Genomic DNA, 16,985 nt, shown 5'->3' with positions numbered 1-16,985 from the left:
TGTGGGTCCACCATCGACGGCCTTAGCTCACCTGGTCTGTCCTGCGTTCACGTGACACACCACCGGCCCATGTCAGATCAAATGATTCACAGTAATGCAGAGAGATGGGTCGGTCACAACCCTTATTTTGATCGCTGCCCGCGTCTCTCTATGAACTGGGACTGGGCGCTTACGACATCGAACACCCTCATTTCTCGCCTCACACCACCCTCACAACAACGACAGGGTGGTTCTCGGTGAACGGAACGAGCATCGGCGTCGGCATCGTCGGGCTCGGCGGCATGGGTCACCACCACGCACGAAACGTCGAAGAACTCGGTGCTACCGTCGTCGCTGGCGTCGATCTCGTCCCCGAACAACGCGAGCGCTTCGCCGCAGAGTTCAACGCGACGACGTACGAAACGCACGACGAACTCGTCGTCGACGATGCGGTCGATGCGGTCGTCGTGACGACGCCGAACCGATTTCACGAACCGATCACGGTCGCCGCGCTCGAGGCCGGCTGTGACGTGCTCGTCGAAAAACCCCTGGCACACACCCTAGAGAGTGCAGAACGGATCGCAGCGGTCGAAGCGGAATCGGACGGGTTCTGTATGGTCGGCTTTCACAACCGACACGCGGCCTCGATGGCGATGTTCGAGGAACACCACGCCCGCGGTCGGTTCGGCGAGCTAACCCACATCGAAGCCAACTACGTGCGGCGACGCGGCGTCCCCGGTCCGGGCTCGTGGTTCACGAACAAGGATCTCTCGGGCGGCGGCGCGCTGCTGGATATCGGCGTTCACGCGCTCGATCTTGCACTGTACGCGCTCGATTTCCCCGAAATCACCGAAGTCTCCGGCATCGCCAGGACGACGTTCGGCGGGCGCGAGGACTACGCGGACCCCGACGGGTTCGGCGACAACTGGGACGCAAACGCCGAAACGTACGACGTCGACGATTCGGTCAGCGCGTTCATTCGCTGTGCCGACGGACAGACGATCTCGCTCGAGGCCGCGTGGGCGACGAACCGCGAGGAGAGTATGGACTTCCGAATCCGCGGCACCGAGGCCGGCGCACAGTTCGACATCGGCGATACGAAGCTCCAGATTCTCGGTGCGAGTGCAACCGGCGCCGATCACTACACTGACACAACCTGTACGGGCGATACGGGACTAACTGGCTATCTCGAGCAGGACGAGCGGTTCCTGACGGCCGTCGCCACGGGAAGCGAGCCGACGACGAATACGCTCGATGAGGCGCTCACCGTCCAGCGCGTCATCGACGCGATTTATCGCTCGAGCGAGACCGGCCAAGCCGAATCGATCGAATCAGGGCCCATCCCACAGCCGGTCGACAAAGAGGCCGAAGCGGACCAACAGCCGGAAGCCGGAGCCGAAGCTGATCTCTGAACTCGGCTCCCACCAACCCGCCTCGGAACCGTCCGTCGGACGAACTCCTTTGTTTCGCACAACTAGCGTCGTAGAATCAGTTGTATAGCCGAATCGACCGCCAAACCGCCGTCATCGGTCTGTTCTCAGGAGTATATAATTAACTATATTCTGGATCAATGTTGTCCATCATTATCAAAGGCCTTATTACTATGTACATGTCTCGCATACAGTAGAAGGGTTGACTATGGTTAGAAAAAATTCTACCACGAACGGACGCTCACGACGGCGAGTGTTGCAAGCGACGGGGGCACTCGGGCTGGCTGCGGCGGCGGGTTGTCTCGGCGGCGGCAACGAGGCCGAACCGCTCGATGAACTTCTCGAGGAAGATCCCGACGAGTTCGAGTCGGTCGAGATCGGCCACTGGTGGACGGCCGACGCGGAGGCGGAAGCCTTCGAGGCGCTCGTCGAAGGGTTCGAGGAGGAGTACCCGGATATTACCGTCGAGTCCTCGCCGTCACCGGGTGGGGCCGGGAGCGCGCTCGAGGCGGACATTCGAAACCGGGTCGTCGACCAGGATCCGCCGAGCACGTTCCAGGTTTGGCCGGGCCAGGCGCTCGCGGATTACACCGCCGACGACCTGCTCTACGACATCGAGGGACACGTCTGGAACGACGAGATGGAGGAGGCGTACCTCGACGGGCCGATCGAGGTCGCGCGGCCGGACGGCGACTTCGTCGCCGTGCCGATCAACATCCACCGGCTGAACAACCTGTTCTACAACGTCAACGTTATCGAGGACAGCGGCATCGATCCCGAGTCGATCGACAGTCCGAGCGCGCTCATCGACGCGATGGAGACCGCCGACGAGGCGGGCTACGTCGGAATGGCCCAACAGACCCAGTCGTCGTGGTCGACACTCCAGCTATGGGCGCAGGTCCTGCTCGGCGAGTACGGCACCGATGTGTACGACTCGGTCATCGAGGGGAACGTCGAGGAGAACGAATCCGAAGTCCGCGACTCGCTCGAACTCGTCGTCGACTACAGCGAGTTCTTCAACGAGGACGCGAGTTCGATGAACGACTGGGACGACGCGAGCGACTACATCAATTCCGGCGAGGCTGCGTTCTTCCATCAGGGCGACTGGGCCGCCGGCCAGTACGAGACCGACGAGGAACTCGCGTACGGGGACGACTGGGATTACGTCCCGTTCCCGGGAACCGACGGGATGTACGTGATGGTCATCGACTCGTTCGTGTTCCCGAAGTTCAACCCGTCGCCGAACGCGACCGTGCGATTCCTGCGCTACGCGGGTACCGCGGACGCACAGGAACGGTTCAACCAGGCCAAGGGCTCGATTCCGCCGCGGACCGACGTTTCGGACGAAGCGTTCACCCCGTTCCTCCAGGATCAGATGGCCGACTTCGAGGAGTCGGACGAACAGCCGCCGTCGATCGCCCACGGGTTGGCAGTCGCGCCGGATATCCAGACCGAGGTCGAGGGCGCGTTCGCGAACTTCATCGACAACTGGGATGTCGACGAGACGTACAACGAACTCGGCAATAGCTTCCAGTAACGCTGGAAGAGGGATTTACTATGGATTCGTTACGGAACTCCCTCCGACGGCTCAACCCGCTATCCGAGACGGCGACGGAGCAGTCCCAGGGAACGCAGACGCAAGGTTCGCTTGCCGGCCGGCTTCGAGACAGTGACTTCGTCGAGTCGATGCCGTTCTGGCTGCCGCCGACGCTGCTCGTCTTGCTGTTCGTTTACGGGGCAATCGCCTGGAACATCGCTATTTCGTTCACCGGCTGGTCGGGGCTCGGACAGCCGGAGTATACCGACCTCTCGCTCGAGATGTATCGCCAGTTGCCGGCGGACCAGAACTTCAGAGCGTCGCTCTGGAACACGATCCTGCTCCTCATCACGTTTACGGGGTCGTCGCTGGTCGTCGGACTGGGGCTTGCCCTGCTCGTCGATCGGAAGATTCGCTTCGAGAACACGTTTCGGACGATCTACCTGCTACCGATGGCGCTGTCGTTCGTCGTGACGGCAATCTTCTGGTCGTGGATGTACGCGTCGAACGGGGTGATCAATACGACGTTGAACGTCTTCGGACTCGATTTGCTGACGCACAACTGGATCGGCAACCCGCAGTTCAAACTCGCGGCGGTGATCGTCGCGCTCATCTGGCAGTTCAGCGGCTACTGTATGATCGTCTACCTCGCGGGACTGCGGGCGATTCCGGACGAACACTACGAAGCCGCGCGGATCGACGGCGCGTCGACGCTGAAGCTGTACTGGCGGGTCATCATCCCGCAGCTTCGGTCCTCGACCATCGGCGCGGTCGTCGTGTTGATGGTCTTCGCGCTCAAGGCGTTCGACTTCATCTACGTGATGTTCGGGACCAATCCCGGCCGCTCCGTCGACATCCTCGCGGTCACGATGTACCGCGAGGCGTTCTCCTCGAGCCAGTGGGCCTACGGCGCTGCGATCGCCGTGGTCCTGTTCGCGCTCGCACTGACGATCATCGGACCGTACGCCTACACGCAGTACAAGCGAGGTGCACTCTAATGACGGACGATACCGACGCTCACACAGACAGAGACAGAGACAGAGACGCGGACGCAGATACCGACACGGACGCAGACAGGGACACGCAGACGGACACGGAAACGGAAACGAAAACGAAACCAGCGACCGACGACTCCTCTCGTCTCCCGGCTATCGGACCCGGTCGCCTCGCGCTCTACGGCGCGTTGCTCGCACTCGTGATCGGCTACCTCTCCCCGCTGTACGGCGGGCTGACGACCGCGTTCAAGACCCAGGAAGCGTACCGCGAGACCTCGCCGCTCCAGCCGCCGATCGAGGGGATCACCGTCGACCCCTGGGTCACCGCCGGCGGCGAACTCGCCATGGGGATGATAAACAGCTTCGCGCTGACGATCCCCGCAGCCGTCTTCTCGGCACTCCTCGGCAGCCTGGCCGCCTACGGCCTGACCAAAGTCAACTGGCGCGGTCAGGCATTCTTGCTCGCGCTGTTCCTCGCAGCCGTGTTCATCCCCTACCAGGCCGTGCTCGTCCCGCTCCGCCAGTTCTGGTCGATCGTCGACATCTCCGGGCTCCACGAGCGCGGTGAACTCGTCGAACTGATAATTACCCACATCGCCTACGGGACCCCGATCTGTACGGTCCTCTTTCGATCGTACTACCAGACGCTCGACGACGAACTCATCGAGGCGGCGCGCCTCGACGGCGCGAGCCTCGCCCGGATCTACCGGAAGATCGTCCTGCCGCTCTCGGTTCCGATGTTCGCCGTGACGCTGATCTACCAGTTCACGCAGATCTGGAACGACTTCCTGTTCGCGCTCGTCCTGCTCAGCGACCGCGCGAACTACGTCGTCACCCTCGAGTTAAACGCACTCCAGGGCGCGATGGCGACCGACTACGGCGTGCAGATGGCTGGCGCGTTCATCGCAGCGCTCCCGACGATTCTCGTGTACATCATGTTCGGAGAACAGTTCGCGAAAGGACAGACGATGTGATCACAACTCACAGATCAAAACGATGGCAGACCTACAACTCGACGCCGTAACCAAGGTGTTCACGGAACGCGACGGCAACCAAATCACCGCCGTCGACGACGTATCGCTCACGATCGAAGACGGGGAATTCCTCGTCCTCGTTGGCCCCTCCGGCTGTGGCAAGTCGACGACCCTCCGAATGGTCGCCGGCTTGGAATCGATCAGCGCCGGCCAGGTCCGACTCGGCGACACGGTCGTCAACGACTCGAAGCCGAAAGACCGGAACATCGCGATGGTGTTCCAGTCCTACGCGCTGTACCCGCACATGACCGTCCGTGAAAACATGGCCTTCGGGCTACAGGAGTCGACCACGATGCCCGACGACGAGATCGAACGGACGGTCGAGTCCGCCGCCGACATGCTCGGCATCGAGGAGCTCCTCGAACGCAAACCGGACGATCTCTCCGGCGGCCAACAACAGCGCGTCGCCCTCGGCCGCGCAATCGTCCGCGACCCCGAGGTCTTCCTGCTCGACGAACCCCTCTCGAACCTCGACGCCAAACTCCGCGCGCAGATGCGCACGGAACTCAAACGCCTCCAGAACGATCTCGACGTCGCCACCATCTACGTCACCCACGATCAGACCGAGGCGATGACGATGGCCGACAAAATCGCCATCCTGAACGACGGCGAACTTCAGCAGGTCGGCACCCCACTCGAGTGCTACCACGAACCCGCAAACCTCTTCGTCGCCAGCTTCATCGGCGAACCCTCGATGAACTTCTTCGACGTAACCCGAGACGACAGCCGGCTCGTCCACGACCACTTCAGGTACGACCTCTCGAACGAAACTGGTGACGAACTTGCGAGCGCCCAAGGTGAACTCGTCCTCGGCGTTCGCCCGGAGGACATCGACCTCCAATCCACCCCAGACGGGGCCCACACCTACGCAACGGTCGTCGATGTCGTCGAGCCGATGGGCAACGAAAACAACGTCTACCTCACCATCGGTGACGAGCAGACGCAGACGTTCGTCGCCACGGTCGACGGGATGCACCACGTCGAGGCGGGGGAGACCGTCTATGCGCACATTCCCGAATCGGCGGTACATATCTTCGACCGACAGAGCGGACACGCACTGCGTAACCGAACGGTCGAGTCGACGACGATTCCGGAAACGAAGCTCTGACTCGGCCTCTTTTTCGATCCGCCTACCGAGTCAGTTCGCCGTCTCGATCCGGGGCTGGTGTGTTACGTCCCGTTGCGCTTCGATAGCCACGCGCGAGAACGCGGACCGAAACGAGATGTGCGTAGAAGGCAAGAAAGACCGCGATAACCCCGAATATCGTTCGTCGGGAGAACGCCGCTGCGAGAAATCCCCAACCGGGGACCACAACGACCAGTGCAGCCGTCCACGCAACAGCGTAGCCACCGTCTACGAGAACCGGTCGCTGCGAGCGGATATCGATCGCTTCGATAATCGTCGCCCCCTCGGCAGTACGCCCGACGGCAACCGAGTACGCGTACCCGATCGCGAGAACGGCGACGAGCGTCGTCGTCGACAGCAGGAAAAATACCATCGACCCGGTGAATCCGACCGATTCTGCAGCGAACGGGAGTCGCGTAAACACCGTGAGGACGACCGCAAAGACGGCGCTCAAAAGGATCGCGTAGCCGATCGAGAGGACGGCCAGTCGACACCCGCGCCGGAGCATCGATCCGAGCGGACGAAACGACGGTGGCGTCTCGCTCTCGGCCGCTGTCGTTTCGAATACGCGAAGGAGATAGCCCAACAAGACGACGGCGGTCACTGCCGTCACGACGGCAAACGGAAGGGCAAAAAGTGGATTCGATGAACCCAGTGCTACACTCAGTTCCCCTGTGATAACCGTCACGAGTCCGAGCAGACCTCCGATCACGAATAGATCCGGCGAGCGATCGCCGCGGAATGGATACCGCAGCGCCTCGCTCAGTCCAAGCGCCATCACCCACCTCTGGGGACGCTCGTGGTATAACGATTGCTGGTTGCCGACGGCCAAGAGTAACCCTTTTGCGGGATCCCTGCACACATCCGAGTATGAGTTCGGACTGGCCACACGACCCCGACGGCGAGGAAGGCAGTGAGGGGATGCGCAAGTACGACATGGCAGTCATCGCCAAGAAGGTCGACGAGGACGAGGACTTCCCGCTCGATCGAGACGAGTTCGTCGCGGAGTACGGCGACGATCCGATCCGGGTGAACTACCGGACGGTCGTCCCACTCAGTGAGATCTTCGAGTTCGTCGAGCAGGCGGAGTTCGAGACGATTACGGACATGCACAAGGCGGTCGGCGCGGCGATGCGGCAGGGGGGCTTCTGGGACTACCACCCGCAGGGCGTGAATCCGGAACAGAAACACGCCTGAGTCTCGCCGTCGCTCGATTCGGTTCCACTCGGAGCGATGCCGTGACCGTCGCGGCCGAATACGACTGACGACCGTTCGCCATCACGAATCTGGATTACGTATCACTTATACGATGGCGTTCGAAAGCTTCGGGCACCGTGACTAACACGCAGGTAACGCTCGTTCAGATCGACAACTACGGACCGTGGACGGTGACGCCGGAGCCGCGACGCGAAGCCGACCTCCAGACGATGCAATCTCGGCTCTACGCCGACATCTCCCAGTTCGTCGGCAACCGCGGCGGCTACGTCTTCTTCAGCCGATTCGACAACATGATCGCGGTTACGAACGGGCTCTCGATGGCGGACCACGAACTCCTTCAGGAGTCGGTGAACAATCGCTACCCCGTGACGCTCAGTCTCGGCGTTGCGACCGGCACCTCGCCCGTCCAGGCGCTTGCCGATGCGACCACGCTGGTGCAGGAAGCGGGCAGCGCACAGGATAAGAATCGGCGCGAGTGTCTCGAGGGGCGGACGATCGAAACTGCCCACCAGACCGACGACGACGTCCAGATCGCCCACTTCGACGTTATCAACGCGACGGGCAACTACACGGACGAACTCAACGCCTTCGATACGTTCATCGAAATCGAACAGGGCTACGCGGAACTCATGCGACACATGCGCACCGCCCACGAGAGCCTCTCCTTTTTCGTCGGCGGCGACAACATTATCGTCTCCTGTCCGAACCTGACGGAAGGCGACTACGAGGACGCGATTCACCACGTCGAGGACGCCGTCGATGTCGAACTCCAGGTCGGCGTTGGGCGCGGTGAGAACGCTCACGACGCCGGATTCGCTGCAAAACACGCGCTCGAAATCTGTCGGGTAGACGGAACCAGAGTCGAAGTAGACTGGTAGCCCGCTGACATCGATATCCGCGGTCGTAGAAGCAGAAAACTTCGGTGTGTGGCCGCTTAAGTGTGGTGGAGGTAGTTTTTAGCCCGACCGCGCGGTGTGTTCACACATGGAATCGGAACTGTCGGTCAGGGATGTCCTGACGACCGAATACGTCGGTGTCAGCGAGTCAGACACCGTTCAGGACGCAGTAACGCTCATGCGCGAGGAACACACCGGCTGTGTGCTCGTCGTCCGCGGCGCTAATCCGGTCGGCATCATGACCGAGTGGGACGTCCTCGGTCTCGTCGCAGCCGGCCGCGATCCCGCCGAAACGACCGTCGGCGAAGCCATGACCGCCCCCGTCATCTCCATCGACCCGGCTCGGTCGGTTACCGATGCAGCGACGATCATGGCTCGTGAAAACATCCGCAATCTCGTCGTCGAACGCGATACCGAACTCCGTGGCGTCGTTACCCAACGCGATGTCATCGCTGCCGCCGGCTCGTTCCAGGCGACGATGACGCCACCACGAACGACCGACCCCGAATCGAGCGCCGTCGCCGATCAGGATCGCGGCGACGAACGCCTCGCCGCCACGACGCCGAGAGGCGAACTCGACACACAGGCCCAACTGCAGCCAAACGGCGGTGACGAGTATTCGACGCAGGGCGTCTGTGAATCCTGTGGCTCACTCGCTGACGAACTCTGGGATGCGAACGGCCAACTGGTCTGTACCGATTGCCGGACGGTATGACGTCCCCAGTTGTGGCGATCAAGACCATACAGTTCCGCCCGCAGACGAGTTTAGCTATCGCTATCAGCGTTCAAATTGACCGCGGGCTGGCGTCTCGGTGACGAGTGCAGGATGCAGTTCTGGCGCTACGTGAGCGAGGACACTGACCGTTATCATGGTTGCTGTCATCACGGATCGTGGATACAGCAGACGGAGACTATCTCTCCGATAGAAAGACCTTTCGGGTGCCGCGGTGGACTGACCGACAATGATCGATACCCTCGACGACCTCGACGTCGAAGGGACAACCGTCGGCGTTCGCGTCGACATCAACAGTCCGATCGCCGACGACGGGTCTCTCGCCGACGACGCCCGGCTCCGTGCTCACGTCGATACGCTCTCGGAATTGCTCGAGCGCGGCGGTCGGGTTGCCGTCCTTGCCCACCAGGGCCGACCCGGCGGTGACGACTTCGGCACCCTGTCTCCGCATGCCGACCGTCTATCCGACCTGCTCGGCCGTCCCGTCGACTACGTCGATGCAACGTTCAGCCAGGCCGCACGCGATGCCGTCCGCTCGCTCGAAGACGGCGACTGCGTCGTTCTCGAGAACACCCGCTTTTACAGCGAGGAATACATGGAATTCGATCCGGACCGCGCTGCTCGAACACAGCTCGTGGCGAATCTCGCGCCCGTCCTCGATGCCTACGTGAACGACGCCTTCGCCGCCGCTCACCGTTCACAGCCCTCGCTCGTCGGCTTTCCAACCGTCGTGCCGGGCTACGCGGGTCGCGTCATGGAATCAGAACTCGACGTGCTCGGCTCGATCGAGGAGACGCCCGAACCGCGGATCTACGTCCTCGGGGGCGCGAAAGTCCCCGATTCAATCGATGTCGCCTGGAGCGTTCTCGAGAAGGACCTCGCCGATCACATCCTCACCGCCGGCGTCGTCGCCAACGTCTTCCTGATCGCCGACGGCGTCGACCTCGGCGACGCGAGTTCGGATTTCATCTACGAACAGGGTTACTGGGACGAGATCGATCGCGCTAGCGACTTGCTCGACGCCTACGGCGACCGGATCGCGCTGCCCCGCGATGTCGCCGTCGACCGCGACGACGGCCGCCACGAACTCGGCGTCAACGCGTTACCGCCTCAGGAGGGCGAGGCCGCGATGGATATCGGCTCGTCGACGCTTGCCTACTACGAGCGGCTTCTCGAGGACGCAGGCACCGTTATCCTCAACGGGCCGGCCGGCGTCTTCGAGGACGACCGGTTCGAACTGGGAACCAGACGGCTCTACGGCGCGGCGACGGGCGTGCCGACGAGTATCGTCGGCGGTGGCGACACTGCCTCGGCGCTCCGCCGACTCGGCGTCGAGGGCTTTTCACACGTGAGTACCGGCGGCGGTGCCGCGTTGCAAATGCTGACCGCCGATCAGCTGCCTGCCGTCAGCGCGCTCGAGCGTACTGTTGACGCTGCTTGACCCACCATTGGCAATGGTCCCTACCCTCGGATCGCTGATCGCCGATCGATAACCGGACGACTGACAATGACGACCGACGATGACAACCAATCTAACTATCGATCACGCCACGAGCGCCGATCTCGAAGCCGTCACCGATCTCTGGGTCCGACTCGCCCGCGGCCAGCGCGAGTTCGACTCGGCCGTCCGCGCGGAGGCCAACCGCGAACTGATGCGCGAGACCCTCGCCGCACACCGCGTCGCCGACGGCCTTCTCGTCGCTCGCGTCGACGACGCGATCGTCGGCTTTGCCTCGGTCTCGATCGAACGCGGCAGCCTCGAACTCGAGCGGACGCGCGGCACCCTCTCGAATCTCTACGTCGATCCAGCCTATCGCAACCGGGGCATCGGGTCCGCGCTACTCGAGGCCGCCACGGCTGAACTCGAATCGAAGGGCGCAGAGGTGTTGCTGCTCGAAGTGATGGCACAAAACGAGGACGCGAGGCGGTTTTACCGAACGCACGGATACGAACCCTATCGAGTGGCGATGAAACGATCGCTCGAGGAGTCCACAGCCGGGGCGAATACTGAGACCGAGACCGACTGAGCGGCCCGGTCGAACGGATCGCCGAACGGAAACCGAAAACGATACACATTCAAAGGAGGATTGCTAACCAACGGACTGCGCCAGGGGAGCATGGGCGGTTCATGCACTCGACTTGTAATCGAGACTTCGTGGGTTCAAATCCCACCCCTGGCTTAAATCCGTAGGCTCAAACAGCTTACCGGCTGGTATCGGCACATTCCGGCACTCGGAGAACGGCGGTAATTCGGCCCGCCGGTTCAACACTCGTTCTACCGCTGAATCCACGCGGATGGGTATCGAGTATCCTCTCGGATTGCGCACCGACCGCGTCGAACGGTTGGTCGAGTTCACATCTGATAAGGGCGGGGTGAGTTCGCCGTCGGCGCAACCGAAGTGCAGCCCGGACGAACCAGATCGCATCTATCGATCGATCACTCGAGAACTCGACGGCGACTTCTCCCCCAGCCTGCACCGCAATCGTGACCAGCCGACGTATCTGGCCGAGGATCCTGACACAGTACAAAGAGAACAGACGAGGAAACCGAATGGATCTCGGTTCCCGGAACCGTAATCAACTGAGAGACTACCACGGCGTCGTCATACTCACGGCAAAGATCGGCTTCCGTATTAGCCTCGAACGCCGGAAACTGTGGCGTGTTCCGCCTCCTACAACGAGTGCCTGTTTGGTGGATACGCCTCCCTGAAACGCCTCAACTGGGGTGAACTCAACTATATTATCTATTATATAAATGGAAATAAATACACCAGTGTACAACTACATGCAGTAGACAACAGATCTATTCTACAAGCTCGGGTTGAGGCCAGTGGATTTATATATAGGCGAGGAAAGAGTCCGGCCAATGCTACTCTCAGTCGATCGTTCGGAGACCGCCGAGACACGGTCGCTTAGCTTCGACGTAATCGCTGCAGTCGCCGAACGAGAGGGAGTCGATCCGACAGACATCGAACCGCCGGAGTACGAATCCCTCTATGCTGTCGTCAATCCCGAAGCCCTGGATGCACTGTTTGCACCGCGACAGGACGGGTCCGATCGAATTTCGGGCCGTGTCGAGTTCACGTTCAATGGTTATCACGTCGTTATTACGGGCGATGGTGAGGTGACCTTGCGAGAGGAATCATCGTAGTATCTCCACCGGCGAGGCGGTCTCTCGATCGAAAAACGATGGGTGGACTAGTCGAGCTGGGAGCGCCAGGCTTCCGGAACGGGCCGTGAATCGCCGGTACCGGGTTCGATGAAGACCTGGACGGTCGTGGCCGTCGCTGCCAGGGACTCGTCGGCGTAGATCTCGTACGTGAGCGGGAGACTCGCAGTCCCGAGTTCACCGACCGTGAGTGCGATGGAGACGGCTGCGTCGGCCTCGATTGGCTGTTTGTAGTCGATTTCGAGATGTGCGAGAACGGTATCGATATCGGCGAGCGAGGTGTCGAAAACGTCCTGGAAGTAAGCCTCTCGGGCCTGTTCGAGGTAGGTTGCGTAGGTAGCGTTGTTGACGTGGCCCATGAAGTCGATATCTCGAAGCCGAACGTCGATCTCGACGACGTAGGTATCCGTTGTTGTGTCCGGGTCGGTTCCTGAAGTCATGTAGGATGGTGGCCGGTCGACACCCGTATACGTACTGGTTGCCGGGACCAGAATTATTCGCCGCGACAAACCGATTCGAACACCTGCTCGTGAAGCCGCTCTGTGACGAGTTCGAGAAGCGGTTTCATGTGTTGCGTGTCCGCCCGGTTGTATTCGATCAGGGTTTCGAGTGCGGCGTCGTCGCCGCGTTCGTACTCCCGCCAGAGGCGGACGGCATCGCGGCCGTGTATCTCCGGGAGGTCGCGCTCGATACCGACATCTCGTTCGATCGCTTTGAGTCCGCCGTCGAGGCCGATTTTCTTGCAGGGGTACATGAGGTCGACGTGCGGCGTCGTCACGTCCAGATCGTAGCAAGTCTCGAGAAACGGCACGTCAAAGCGTTGGCCGTTGAACGTGACCAGAAGCGATGCGGCCTCGAGTGCAGCCGAGAGTCGGTCGCGCGTGAGATCTCGGCCCTTGACGAACGTCGTCGTCTCGCCGTTGCGATGAAGGCTGACTGTCGTCACGTCGTGGTGACTTGCATCGAGACCGGTCGTTTCGATGTCGAGAAAACAGGTATTATCGCGGGCGTTTTCGTAGAGTCGCCAGCGGCTCGAAGCGGGAAGAGACTCCGCGAACGGAGCGACGTCACCCTGCTCCAGGTGGGCTCGACCCGTTTCGATGAACGTCTCGATCCGATCCGTGAGCGTGTCGCCGACGACGCTGCCGTCGAACTCGTCCCAGTGGGTAATTCCGTGTTCCCAGAGGCGGCGTTCGGTCACCTCGCCGACGCCGCGAACGGGAATGAAACTGTTCTCGATTCGCACACCAGTGGAGGGGAGTGGCGGAGAGAAAAGTGCTTGGATCGATGGAAGCCGTACTGCCGAGTACGCGATCGACGTCCATCGGGTGTCACGAAAGGAGAACCGATCAGACCGGCATCCACTCCGTCACCAGTTCGCGATCGCGCAGCGTCCAACGCTGTTCGTCGATACCGTCGCGCGTTCGCAGTTCGACGACCGCATCGAACAGCGGTTCGAGCAGCGCAACGGCGTCGTGGTTCGAGTCGAGCGGCAGGTGGACGTGACCGACTCCCCGGGCGTGAGTCGTGGCAGTCGTCACCAGATGCAACAGTCGAAAGACCTCGTCCGTGTCGTGCTCGTCTAGCAACGCGACCAGCGAATCCAGACAGAGGCGAAGCCCCGCCGGTTTGTAGTCGGCCGTCCCCCGGTCGAACTCGTCGATCGCCTCGATAATTTCGAGGCCGAGCGTGCCGATTAGCGGCTGCTCACCCAGCAACGACTCGGACGGGTGCGTGTGACCGGGCCGGGAGCGATCGAGGGAAGCCGTCGAAATCGTACGCGTCCGGGTCGACTGGTTCGGACAGTCCTGCCAAGAGTCCGCGCTGGTTGTTTCATCGACGGTGCCCGTGACGCGCAGTCGATACTGGACGCCGCGCGAGTCAGTTGTCTCCAGCGTCTCCGAGTCTGTGTCTGAGTTTGAGTCTGAGTTTGAGTCTGAGCTTGACTCTCGGTGAACGCCTGCGAGCCGCCGGCAGACAGCCTCGTGTGCCCCCTGGCTGTCAGCACCGACGACCAGGACCGAACTCCCCTCTCGTTTGAGTGCATCGAGGGTCTGTGCGAAGGTCATCTCCGTCTCGGTGTCAACGGTTCCCCTTGGCACCGTCGCGCTGTCCGTCTCCGTGACGTCGGAACCCCCAGATTCTGACCCCATCTTCGCTGACAGAGACACCGATCACACATAATATTTCGGGATGAATACGGGAGAAAAACGGTGCTCGCCGCCGTCCGAGTTCAGCCGGTCGACTCGCGGTCGGAAGCCTCTCTCCTCCCGACAGCCGGATTTTCATACCGTGACCCCATACAGGGGGTATGGGCGACCCCGACTCCAACTCCAACGCCGACTCCAGTTCCGGCTCCGGTGCTCCTCGCTCCGACCCCGACGAGGATCTCGCGACAGCCGTTCGCGAACTCACCGACACGATCGAGCTACTCCGTCAAGAACTCGCCGAGAGCGAGCGTCGATCCCCGTTCTCACCCGCATCGCCATCCAGACCACCGCTTCGGCCACCGTCTCCCCGAGAAGTTCTCGCGTTCACCGACGAGTTCGCTATACCCGCCGCCATCACCGCCCTCGAATCGAGCGTGCGTGCACTCGAGGCGTTCCAGCGCGGACTCAACCTCATGCGCACCGAACGAGAGGCCAGGGATCGCGCGTCGGCAGCAGCCGAAACAACGAGCGAGCGCGCCACCGACGTTCGTCGGACGACGCTCTCGCAGCTCGATACGGTCCTCACGCAACTCCAGCGGGCGGCCTCGTCGGACGCCCTTCCCGCGGACGAAGACGCCCGTGAGCTCCTCACAGAGGCGCGTCGGCTCCGTGACGAAGTCGATACTCGCCTCCGGGAAGCGACTGCCGACCGCGAGTCCGGCTCCGATGACGAGGCTCCTGCTACCGGTGGCGACAGCACTGAGACGGGGGCTACCGATGTGGTTCAGATCGACATCGGCGACGGTCGCCCCCCACGCGATGAGACGACGGACGAAACCGAGGCGGCGAACGGCTCGAACGTCGATGTCGACGCTGAACTCGAGACGCTGAAGGATCGGTACAGTTCGGACGAGGAGCCGCCGGCCGATGACGGGCAGGACGCTCGCGATCCCGATACGGAGTCGAGCGAACCGGACGCCGAAGACAATGATCGCGGCGATTCGGCGACCGCTGCCGACAATGACGACGAGATAGATGGCAGCGACAACGATTCCAGCAGCAACGATACCGACGGCAACGGCGAGTAGAATACGACCTGGAGGACGTTAGACCGGCTCGAACCGATAGCCGTCCCACTCCTGGCTCGCCGGCTCCCGAATGCCCGCACCCGGCTCGCGGAGTTCATCGGCGTAGACCGGCCGGACCTCGTCACCGACTCCGATCTCGCCCGTCGTCACCTGCCCGATCGCGCGCACTGATTCACCCTCGATCGTGAACTCGACGATCGCCAAGTGGTTCGGCTCACGAACGCCCGGGGGCGTCGCCGTCGAGGTCGTCCACGTGACGACCTCCGCGGTGAACTCGCTCAGATCGATCGTTTCCACCGGCTCCGCGCCGTCGGGGCCGCGCGGATGTCCAGGGTAGCTGATCGTGCCGTCCTCGTACCGGTAGGCGTCCATCGTCATTGTGCTGCCTCCATGATAGTGGTGATAACGCAGTTCCCGAAGCCGCCGACGTTACAGCACAGCCCCACGTCCGCCTCGACCTGGCGCGCACCGGCCTCGCCGACGAGCTGTTCGTAGATCTCGACCCCCTGTGCGACGCCGCTCGCCCCGAGCGGGTGACCCTTCGATTTCAGCCCGCCGGAGGTGTTGATCGGCAACTCGCCGTCGCGTTCCGTCTCCCCTTCTTCGACGAGTTCCCAGGCCTCGCCCTGCTCGGCGAAGCCGAGTCCCTCCATCTGGAGGAACTCGAGGATCGTGAACATGTCGTGGAGTTCAGCGACGTCGATATCGTCGGGCTCGCGGCCGCTCATCTCGTAGGCCCCCTCGCCGCTCTCGACGACGCCGCCCATCACGGTCGGGTCCTCGCGCTCGTGGACGACGTGCGTGTCCGTCGCACCGTCGATACCCGTGATGACGGCGTACTCGTCGGTGTACTCCTGGGCGACAGATTCGGGACACAACAGCAGGGCCGCCGACCCGTCCGTGATCGGACAGAAGTCGTACAGTCGGAGCGGATCGGCCACGATCGGCGACTCCAGCACCGTCTCCAGATCGACCTCCTTCCGGAACTGTGCGTGCGGATTGTCGACGCCGTTTTTGTGGTTCTTGACCGCAACCTTCCCGAGGCTCTCGCGGGGCGCATCGAACCGATCAAGGTAATGCCGAGCCGTCAGGCCGGCGAACGAGGGCAAGGTCACACCGTGTTTGTACTCGACCGGATGGGTCAACGAGGCGATCACGTCCGTCGCCTCGCCGGTCGTTCGATGGGTCATCTTCTCGCCGCCGACGAGTAGCGTCATCTCGCTCGCCCCGCTCGCGACCGACTGCCAAGCAGCGTAGATTCCCGCCCCGCCACTTGAACTCGTCTGGTCGACCCGCTGGGTGTACGCCGGCGTCGCGTCGATGTCCTGGGCCAGCGCGTTCATGATCCCGGTCTGTCCCTCGAACTCGCCGCTCGCCATGTTCGAGACGTACAGGTGATCGACATCCGCCGCGCCGACGCCCGCGTCGTCGAGACAGGCGAGTCCCGCCTCCGAGAGGAGTTCCAGAACCCACTCGTCTCGCTGCCCGAACTGGGTCATCGACGAGCCGATGACTGCGACACGTTCCATACCCTACTGCACACAGGTCACTGTTTTATATGGTAGGGGTCCGGAGCGCGCGGCGCGCCGGTATCGATCAGTACCGGGAGCGGCAGGTGACTGGCAGTTCC

18 protein-coding genes and 1 tRNA gene are annotated in these 16,985 nt (G+C 62.1%); 13 read left to right on the top strand and 6 right to left on the bottom strand.

Annotation, left to right across the window (positions count from 1 at the left end; genetic code table 11):
- The first annotated feature begins 236 nt into the window (after nucleotides 1-236).
- The 5 genes from C480_RS01930 (at nucleotide 237) to C480_RS01910 (ending at nucleotide 6,083) form a co-directional block, all read left to right on the top strand.
- Nucleotides 237-1,391, top strand: coding sequence for a Gfo/Idh/MocA family protein (locus tag C480_RS01930; protein WP_006663936.1), 1,155 nt, complete (start codon nucleotides 237-239; stop codon nucleotides 1,389-1,391).
- A 271-nt stretch (nucleotides 1,392-1,662) separates the two neighbouring features.
- Entirely contained in the window at nucleotides 1,663-2,946 is a 1,284-nt protein-coding gene (locus tag C480_RS01925; RefSeq protein WP_006663935.1) for an ABC transporter substrate-binding protein, read from the top strand.
- Between the two features lie 20 nt (nucleotides 2,947-2,966).
- A complete protein-coding gene (locus C480_RS01920; RefSeq protein WP_006663934.1) occupies nucleotides 2,967-3,944 on the top strand; it encodes a carbohydrate ABC transporter permease in 978 nt (325 codons plus the stop codon).
- Nucleotides 3,944-4,915 carry a carbohydrate ABC transporter permease gene (locus C480_RS01915; protein WP_006663933.1) on the top strand — a complete coding sequence of 324 codons (972 nt, stop codon included), beginning with the start codon at nucleotides 3,944-3,946 and terminating at the stop codon, nucleotides 4,913-4,915. The genes C480_RS01920 and C480_RS01915 overlap by 1 nt, the downstream gene beginning before the upstream one ends.
- A gap of 22 nt (nucleotides 4,916-4,937) precedes the next feature.
- A complete protein-coding gene (locus C480_RS01910; protein WP_006663932.1) occupies nucleotides 4,938-6,083 on the top strand; it encodes an ABC transporter ATP-binding protein in 1,146 nt (381 codons plus the stop codon).
- A gap of 22 nt (nucleotides 6,084-6,105) precedes the next feature.
- On the opposite strand, the gene C480_RS01905 is transcribed toward C480_RS01910, so the two are convergent.
- Nucleotides 6,106-6,879, bottom strand: a complete 774-nt coding sequence (locus tag C480_RS01905; protein WP_006663931.1) for a DUF4013 domain-containing protein — start codon at nucleotides 6,877-6,879, stop codon at nucleotides 6,106-6,108.
- Nucleotides 6,880-6,971: 92 nt separating this feature from the next.
- Between C480_RS01905 and C480_RS01900 the strand changes: the two genes are divergently transcribed.
- From C480_RS01900 to C480_RS01865, 7 genes are all read left to right on the top strand, one after another.
- A complete protein-coding gene (locus C480_RS01900) occupies nucleotides 6,972-7,298 on the top strand; it encodes a DUF5785 family protein (RefSeq protein WP_006663930.1) in 327 nt (108 codons plus the stop codon).
- 137 nt (nucleotides 7,299-7,435) lie between these two features.
- Nucleotides 7,436-8,197, top strand: coding sequence for a GTP cyclohydrolase III (locus C480_RS01895; RefSeq protein WP_006663929.1), 762 nt, complete (start codon nucleotides 7,436-7,438; stop codon nucleotides 8,195-8,197).
- 106 nt (nucleotides 8,198-8,303) lie between these two features.
- Entirely contained in the window at nucleotides 8,304-8,930 is a 627-nt protein-coding gene (locus C480_RS01890; RefSeq protein ID WP_006663928.1) for a CBS domain-containing protein, read from the top strand.
- Nucleotides 8,931-9,177: 247 nt separating this feature from the next.
- Entirely contained in the window at nucleotides 9,178-10,389 is a 1,212-nt protein-coding gene (locus C480_RS01885; protein ID WP_006663927.1) for a phosphoglycerate kinase, read from the top strand.
- A gap of 79 nt (nucleotides 10,390-10,468) precedes the next feature.
- The gene (locus tag C480_RS01880; RefSeq protein ID WP_006663926.1) at nucleotides 10,469-10,975 is read left to right on the top strand and encodes a GNAT family N-acetyltransferase; all 507 of its coding nucleotides are present in this window, start codon (nucleotides 10,469-10,471) and stop codon (nucleotides 10,973-10,975) included.
- A gap of 79 nt (nucleotides 10,976-11,054) precedes the next feature.
- Nucleotides 11,055-11,128, top strand: a tRNA-Thr gene (locus C480_RS01875).
- A 686-nt stretch (nucleotides 11,129-11,814) separates the two neighbouring features.
- Entirely contained in the window at nucleotides 11,815-12,099 is a 285-nt protein-coding gene (locus tag C480_RS01865; protein WP_006663924.1) for a HalOD1 output domain-containing protein, read from the top strand.
- Between the two features lie 47 nt (nucleotides 12,100-12,146).
- On the opposite strand, the gene C480_RS01860 is transcribed toward C480_RS01865, so the two are convergent.
- The 3 genes from C480_RS01860 to C480_RS01850 all read right to left on the bottom strand — a co-directional run bounded on the left by C480_RS01860 (nucleotide 12,147) and on the right by C480_RS01850 (nucleotide 14,270).
- Nucleotides 12,147-12,557 carry an acyl-CoA thioesterase gene (locus C480_RS01860; RefSeq protein WP_006663923.1) on the bottom strand — a complete coding sequence of 137 codons (411 nt, stop codon included), beginning with the start codon at nucleotides 12,555-12,557 and terminating at the stop codon, nucleotides 12,147-12,149.
- A gap of 53 nt (nucleotides 12,558-12,610) precedes the next feature.
- Complete coding sequence (locus C480_RS01855) at nucleotides 12,611-13,363, bottom strand: ribonuclease H-like domain-containing protein (protein WP_006663922.1); 753 nt, start codon at nucleotides 13,361-13,363, stop codon at nucleotides 12,611-12,613.
- Between the two features lie 103 nt (nucleotides 13,364-13,466).
- Nucleotides 13,467-14,270: a DUF7504 family protein gene (locus tag C480_RS01850; protein WP_006663921.1), complete on the bottom strand. Its 804-nt coding sequence runs from the start codon at nucleotides 14,268-14,270 to the stop codon at nucleotides 13,467-13,469.
- Nucleotides 14,271-14,428: 158 nt separating this feature from the next.
- Between C480_RS01850 and C480_RS01845 the strand changes: the two genes are divergently transcribed.
- A complete protein-coding gene (locus C480_RS01845; RefSeq protein ID WP_006663920.1) occupies nucleotides 14,429-15,355 on the top strand; it encodes a DUF7547 family protein in 927 nt (308 codons plus the stop codon).
- 18 nt (nucleotides 15,356-15,373) lie between these two features.
- Here C480_RS01845 and C480_RS01840 read toward each other — a convergent pair whose 3' ends face one another.
- Both C480_RS01840 and C480_RS01835 read right to left on the bottom strand, forming a co-directional pair.
- Nucleotides 15,374-15,733, bottom strand: a complete 360-nt coding sequence (locus C480_RS01840) for a hypothetical protein (protein WP_006663919.1) — start codon at nucleotides 15,731-15,733, stop codon at nucleotides 15,374-15,376.
- Entirely contained in the window at nucleotides 15,730-16,884 is a 1,155-nt protein-coding gene (locus C480_RS01835) for a thiolase family protein (protein ID WP_006663918.1), read from the bottom strand. The genes C480_RS01840 and C480_RS01835 overlap by 4 nt, the downstream gene beginning before the upstream one ends.
- Nucleotides 16,885-16,985: the final 101 nt, after the last annotated feature.

Origin of the sequence: Natrialba aegyptia DSM 13077, assembly GCF_000337535.1 — an archaeon.
Lineage (GTDB): Archaea > Halobacteriota > Halobacteria > Halobacteriales > Natrialbaceae > Natrialba > Natrialba aegyptia.
Note: the sequence above shows the minus strand (reverse complement) of the source record. Positions and strands in the feature narration are given on the sequence as shown.

Excerpts from the sequence above, each read along its gene's own strand:
- C480_RS01920 (WP_006663934.1), top strand. The coding sequence starts at position 2,967 with ATGGATTCGTTACGGAACTCCCTCCGACGGCTCAACCCGCTATCCGAG.
- C480_RS01915 (WP_006663933.1), top strand. The coding sequence starts at position 3,944 with ATGACGGACGATACCGACGCTCACACAGACAGAGACAGAGACAGAGAC.
- C480_RS01910 (WP_006663932.1), top strand. The coding sequence starts at position 4,938 with ATGGCAGACCTACAACTCGACGCCGTAACCAAGGTGTTCACGGAACGC.
- C480_RS01905 (WP_006663931.1), bottom strand. The coding sequence starts at position 6,879 with ATGGCGCTTGGACTGAGCGAGGCGCTGCGGTATCCATTCCGCGGCGAT.
- C480_RS01900 (WP_006663930.1), top strand. The coding sequence starts at position 6,972 with ATGAGTTCGGACTGGCCACACGACCCCGACGGCGAGGAAGGCAGTGAG.
- C480_RS01890 (WP_006663928.1), top strand. The coding sequence starts at position 8,304 with ATGGAATCGGAACTGTCGGTCAGGGATGTCCTGACGACCGAATACGTC.
- C480_RS01885 (WP_006663927.1), top strand. The coding sequence starts at position 9,178 with ATGATCGATACCCTCGACGACCTCGACGTCGAAGGGACAACCGTCGGC.
- C480_RS01880 (WP_006663926.1), top strand. The coding sequence starts at position 10,469 with ATGACAACCAATCTAACTATCGATCACGCCACGAGCGCCGATCTCGAA.
- C480_RS01865 (WP_006663924.1), top strand. The coding sequence starts at position 11,815 with ATGCTACTCTCAGTCGATCGTTCGGAGACCGCCGAGACACGGTCGCTT.
- C480_RS01860 (WP_006663923.1), bottom strand. The coding sequence starts at position 12,557 with ATGACTTCAGGAACCGACCCGGACACAACAACGGATACCTACGTCGTC.
- C480_RS01850 (WP_006663921.1), bottom strand. The coding sequence starts at position 14,270 with ATGGGGTCAGAATCTGGGGGTTCCGACGTCACGGAGACGGACAGCGCG.
- C480_RS01845 (WP_006663920.1), top strand. The coding sequence starts at position 14,429 with ATGGGCGACCCCGACTCCAACTCCAACGCCGACTCCAGTTCCGGCTCC.
- C480_RS01840 (WP_006663919.1), bottom strand. The coding sequence starts at position 15,733 with ATGACGATGGACGCCTACCGGTACGAGGACGGCACGATCAGCTACCCT.
- C480_RS01835 (WP_006663918.1), bottom strand. The coding sequence starts at position 16,884 with ATGGAACGTGTCGCAGTCATCGGCTCGTCGATGACCCAGTTCGGGCAG.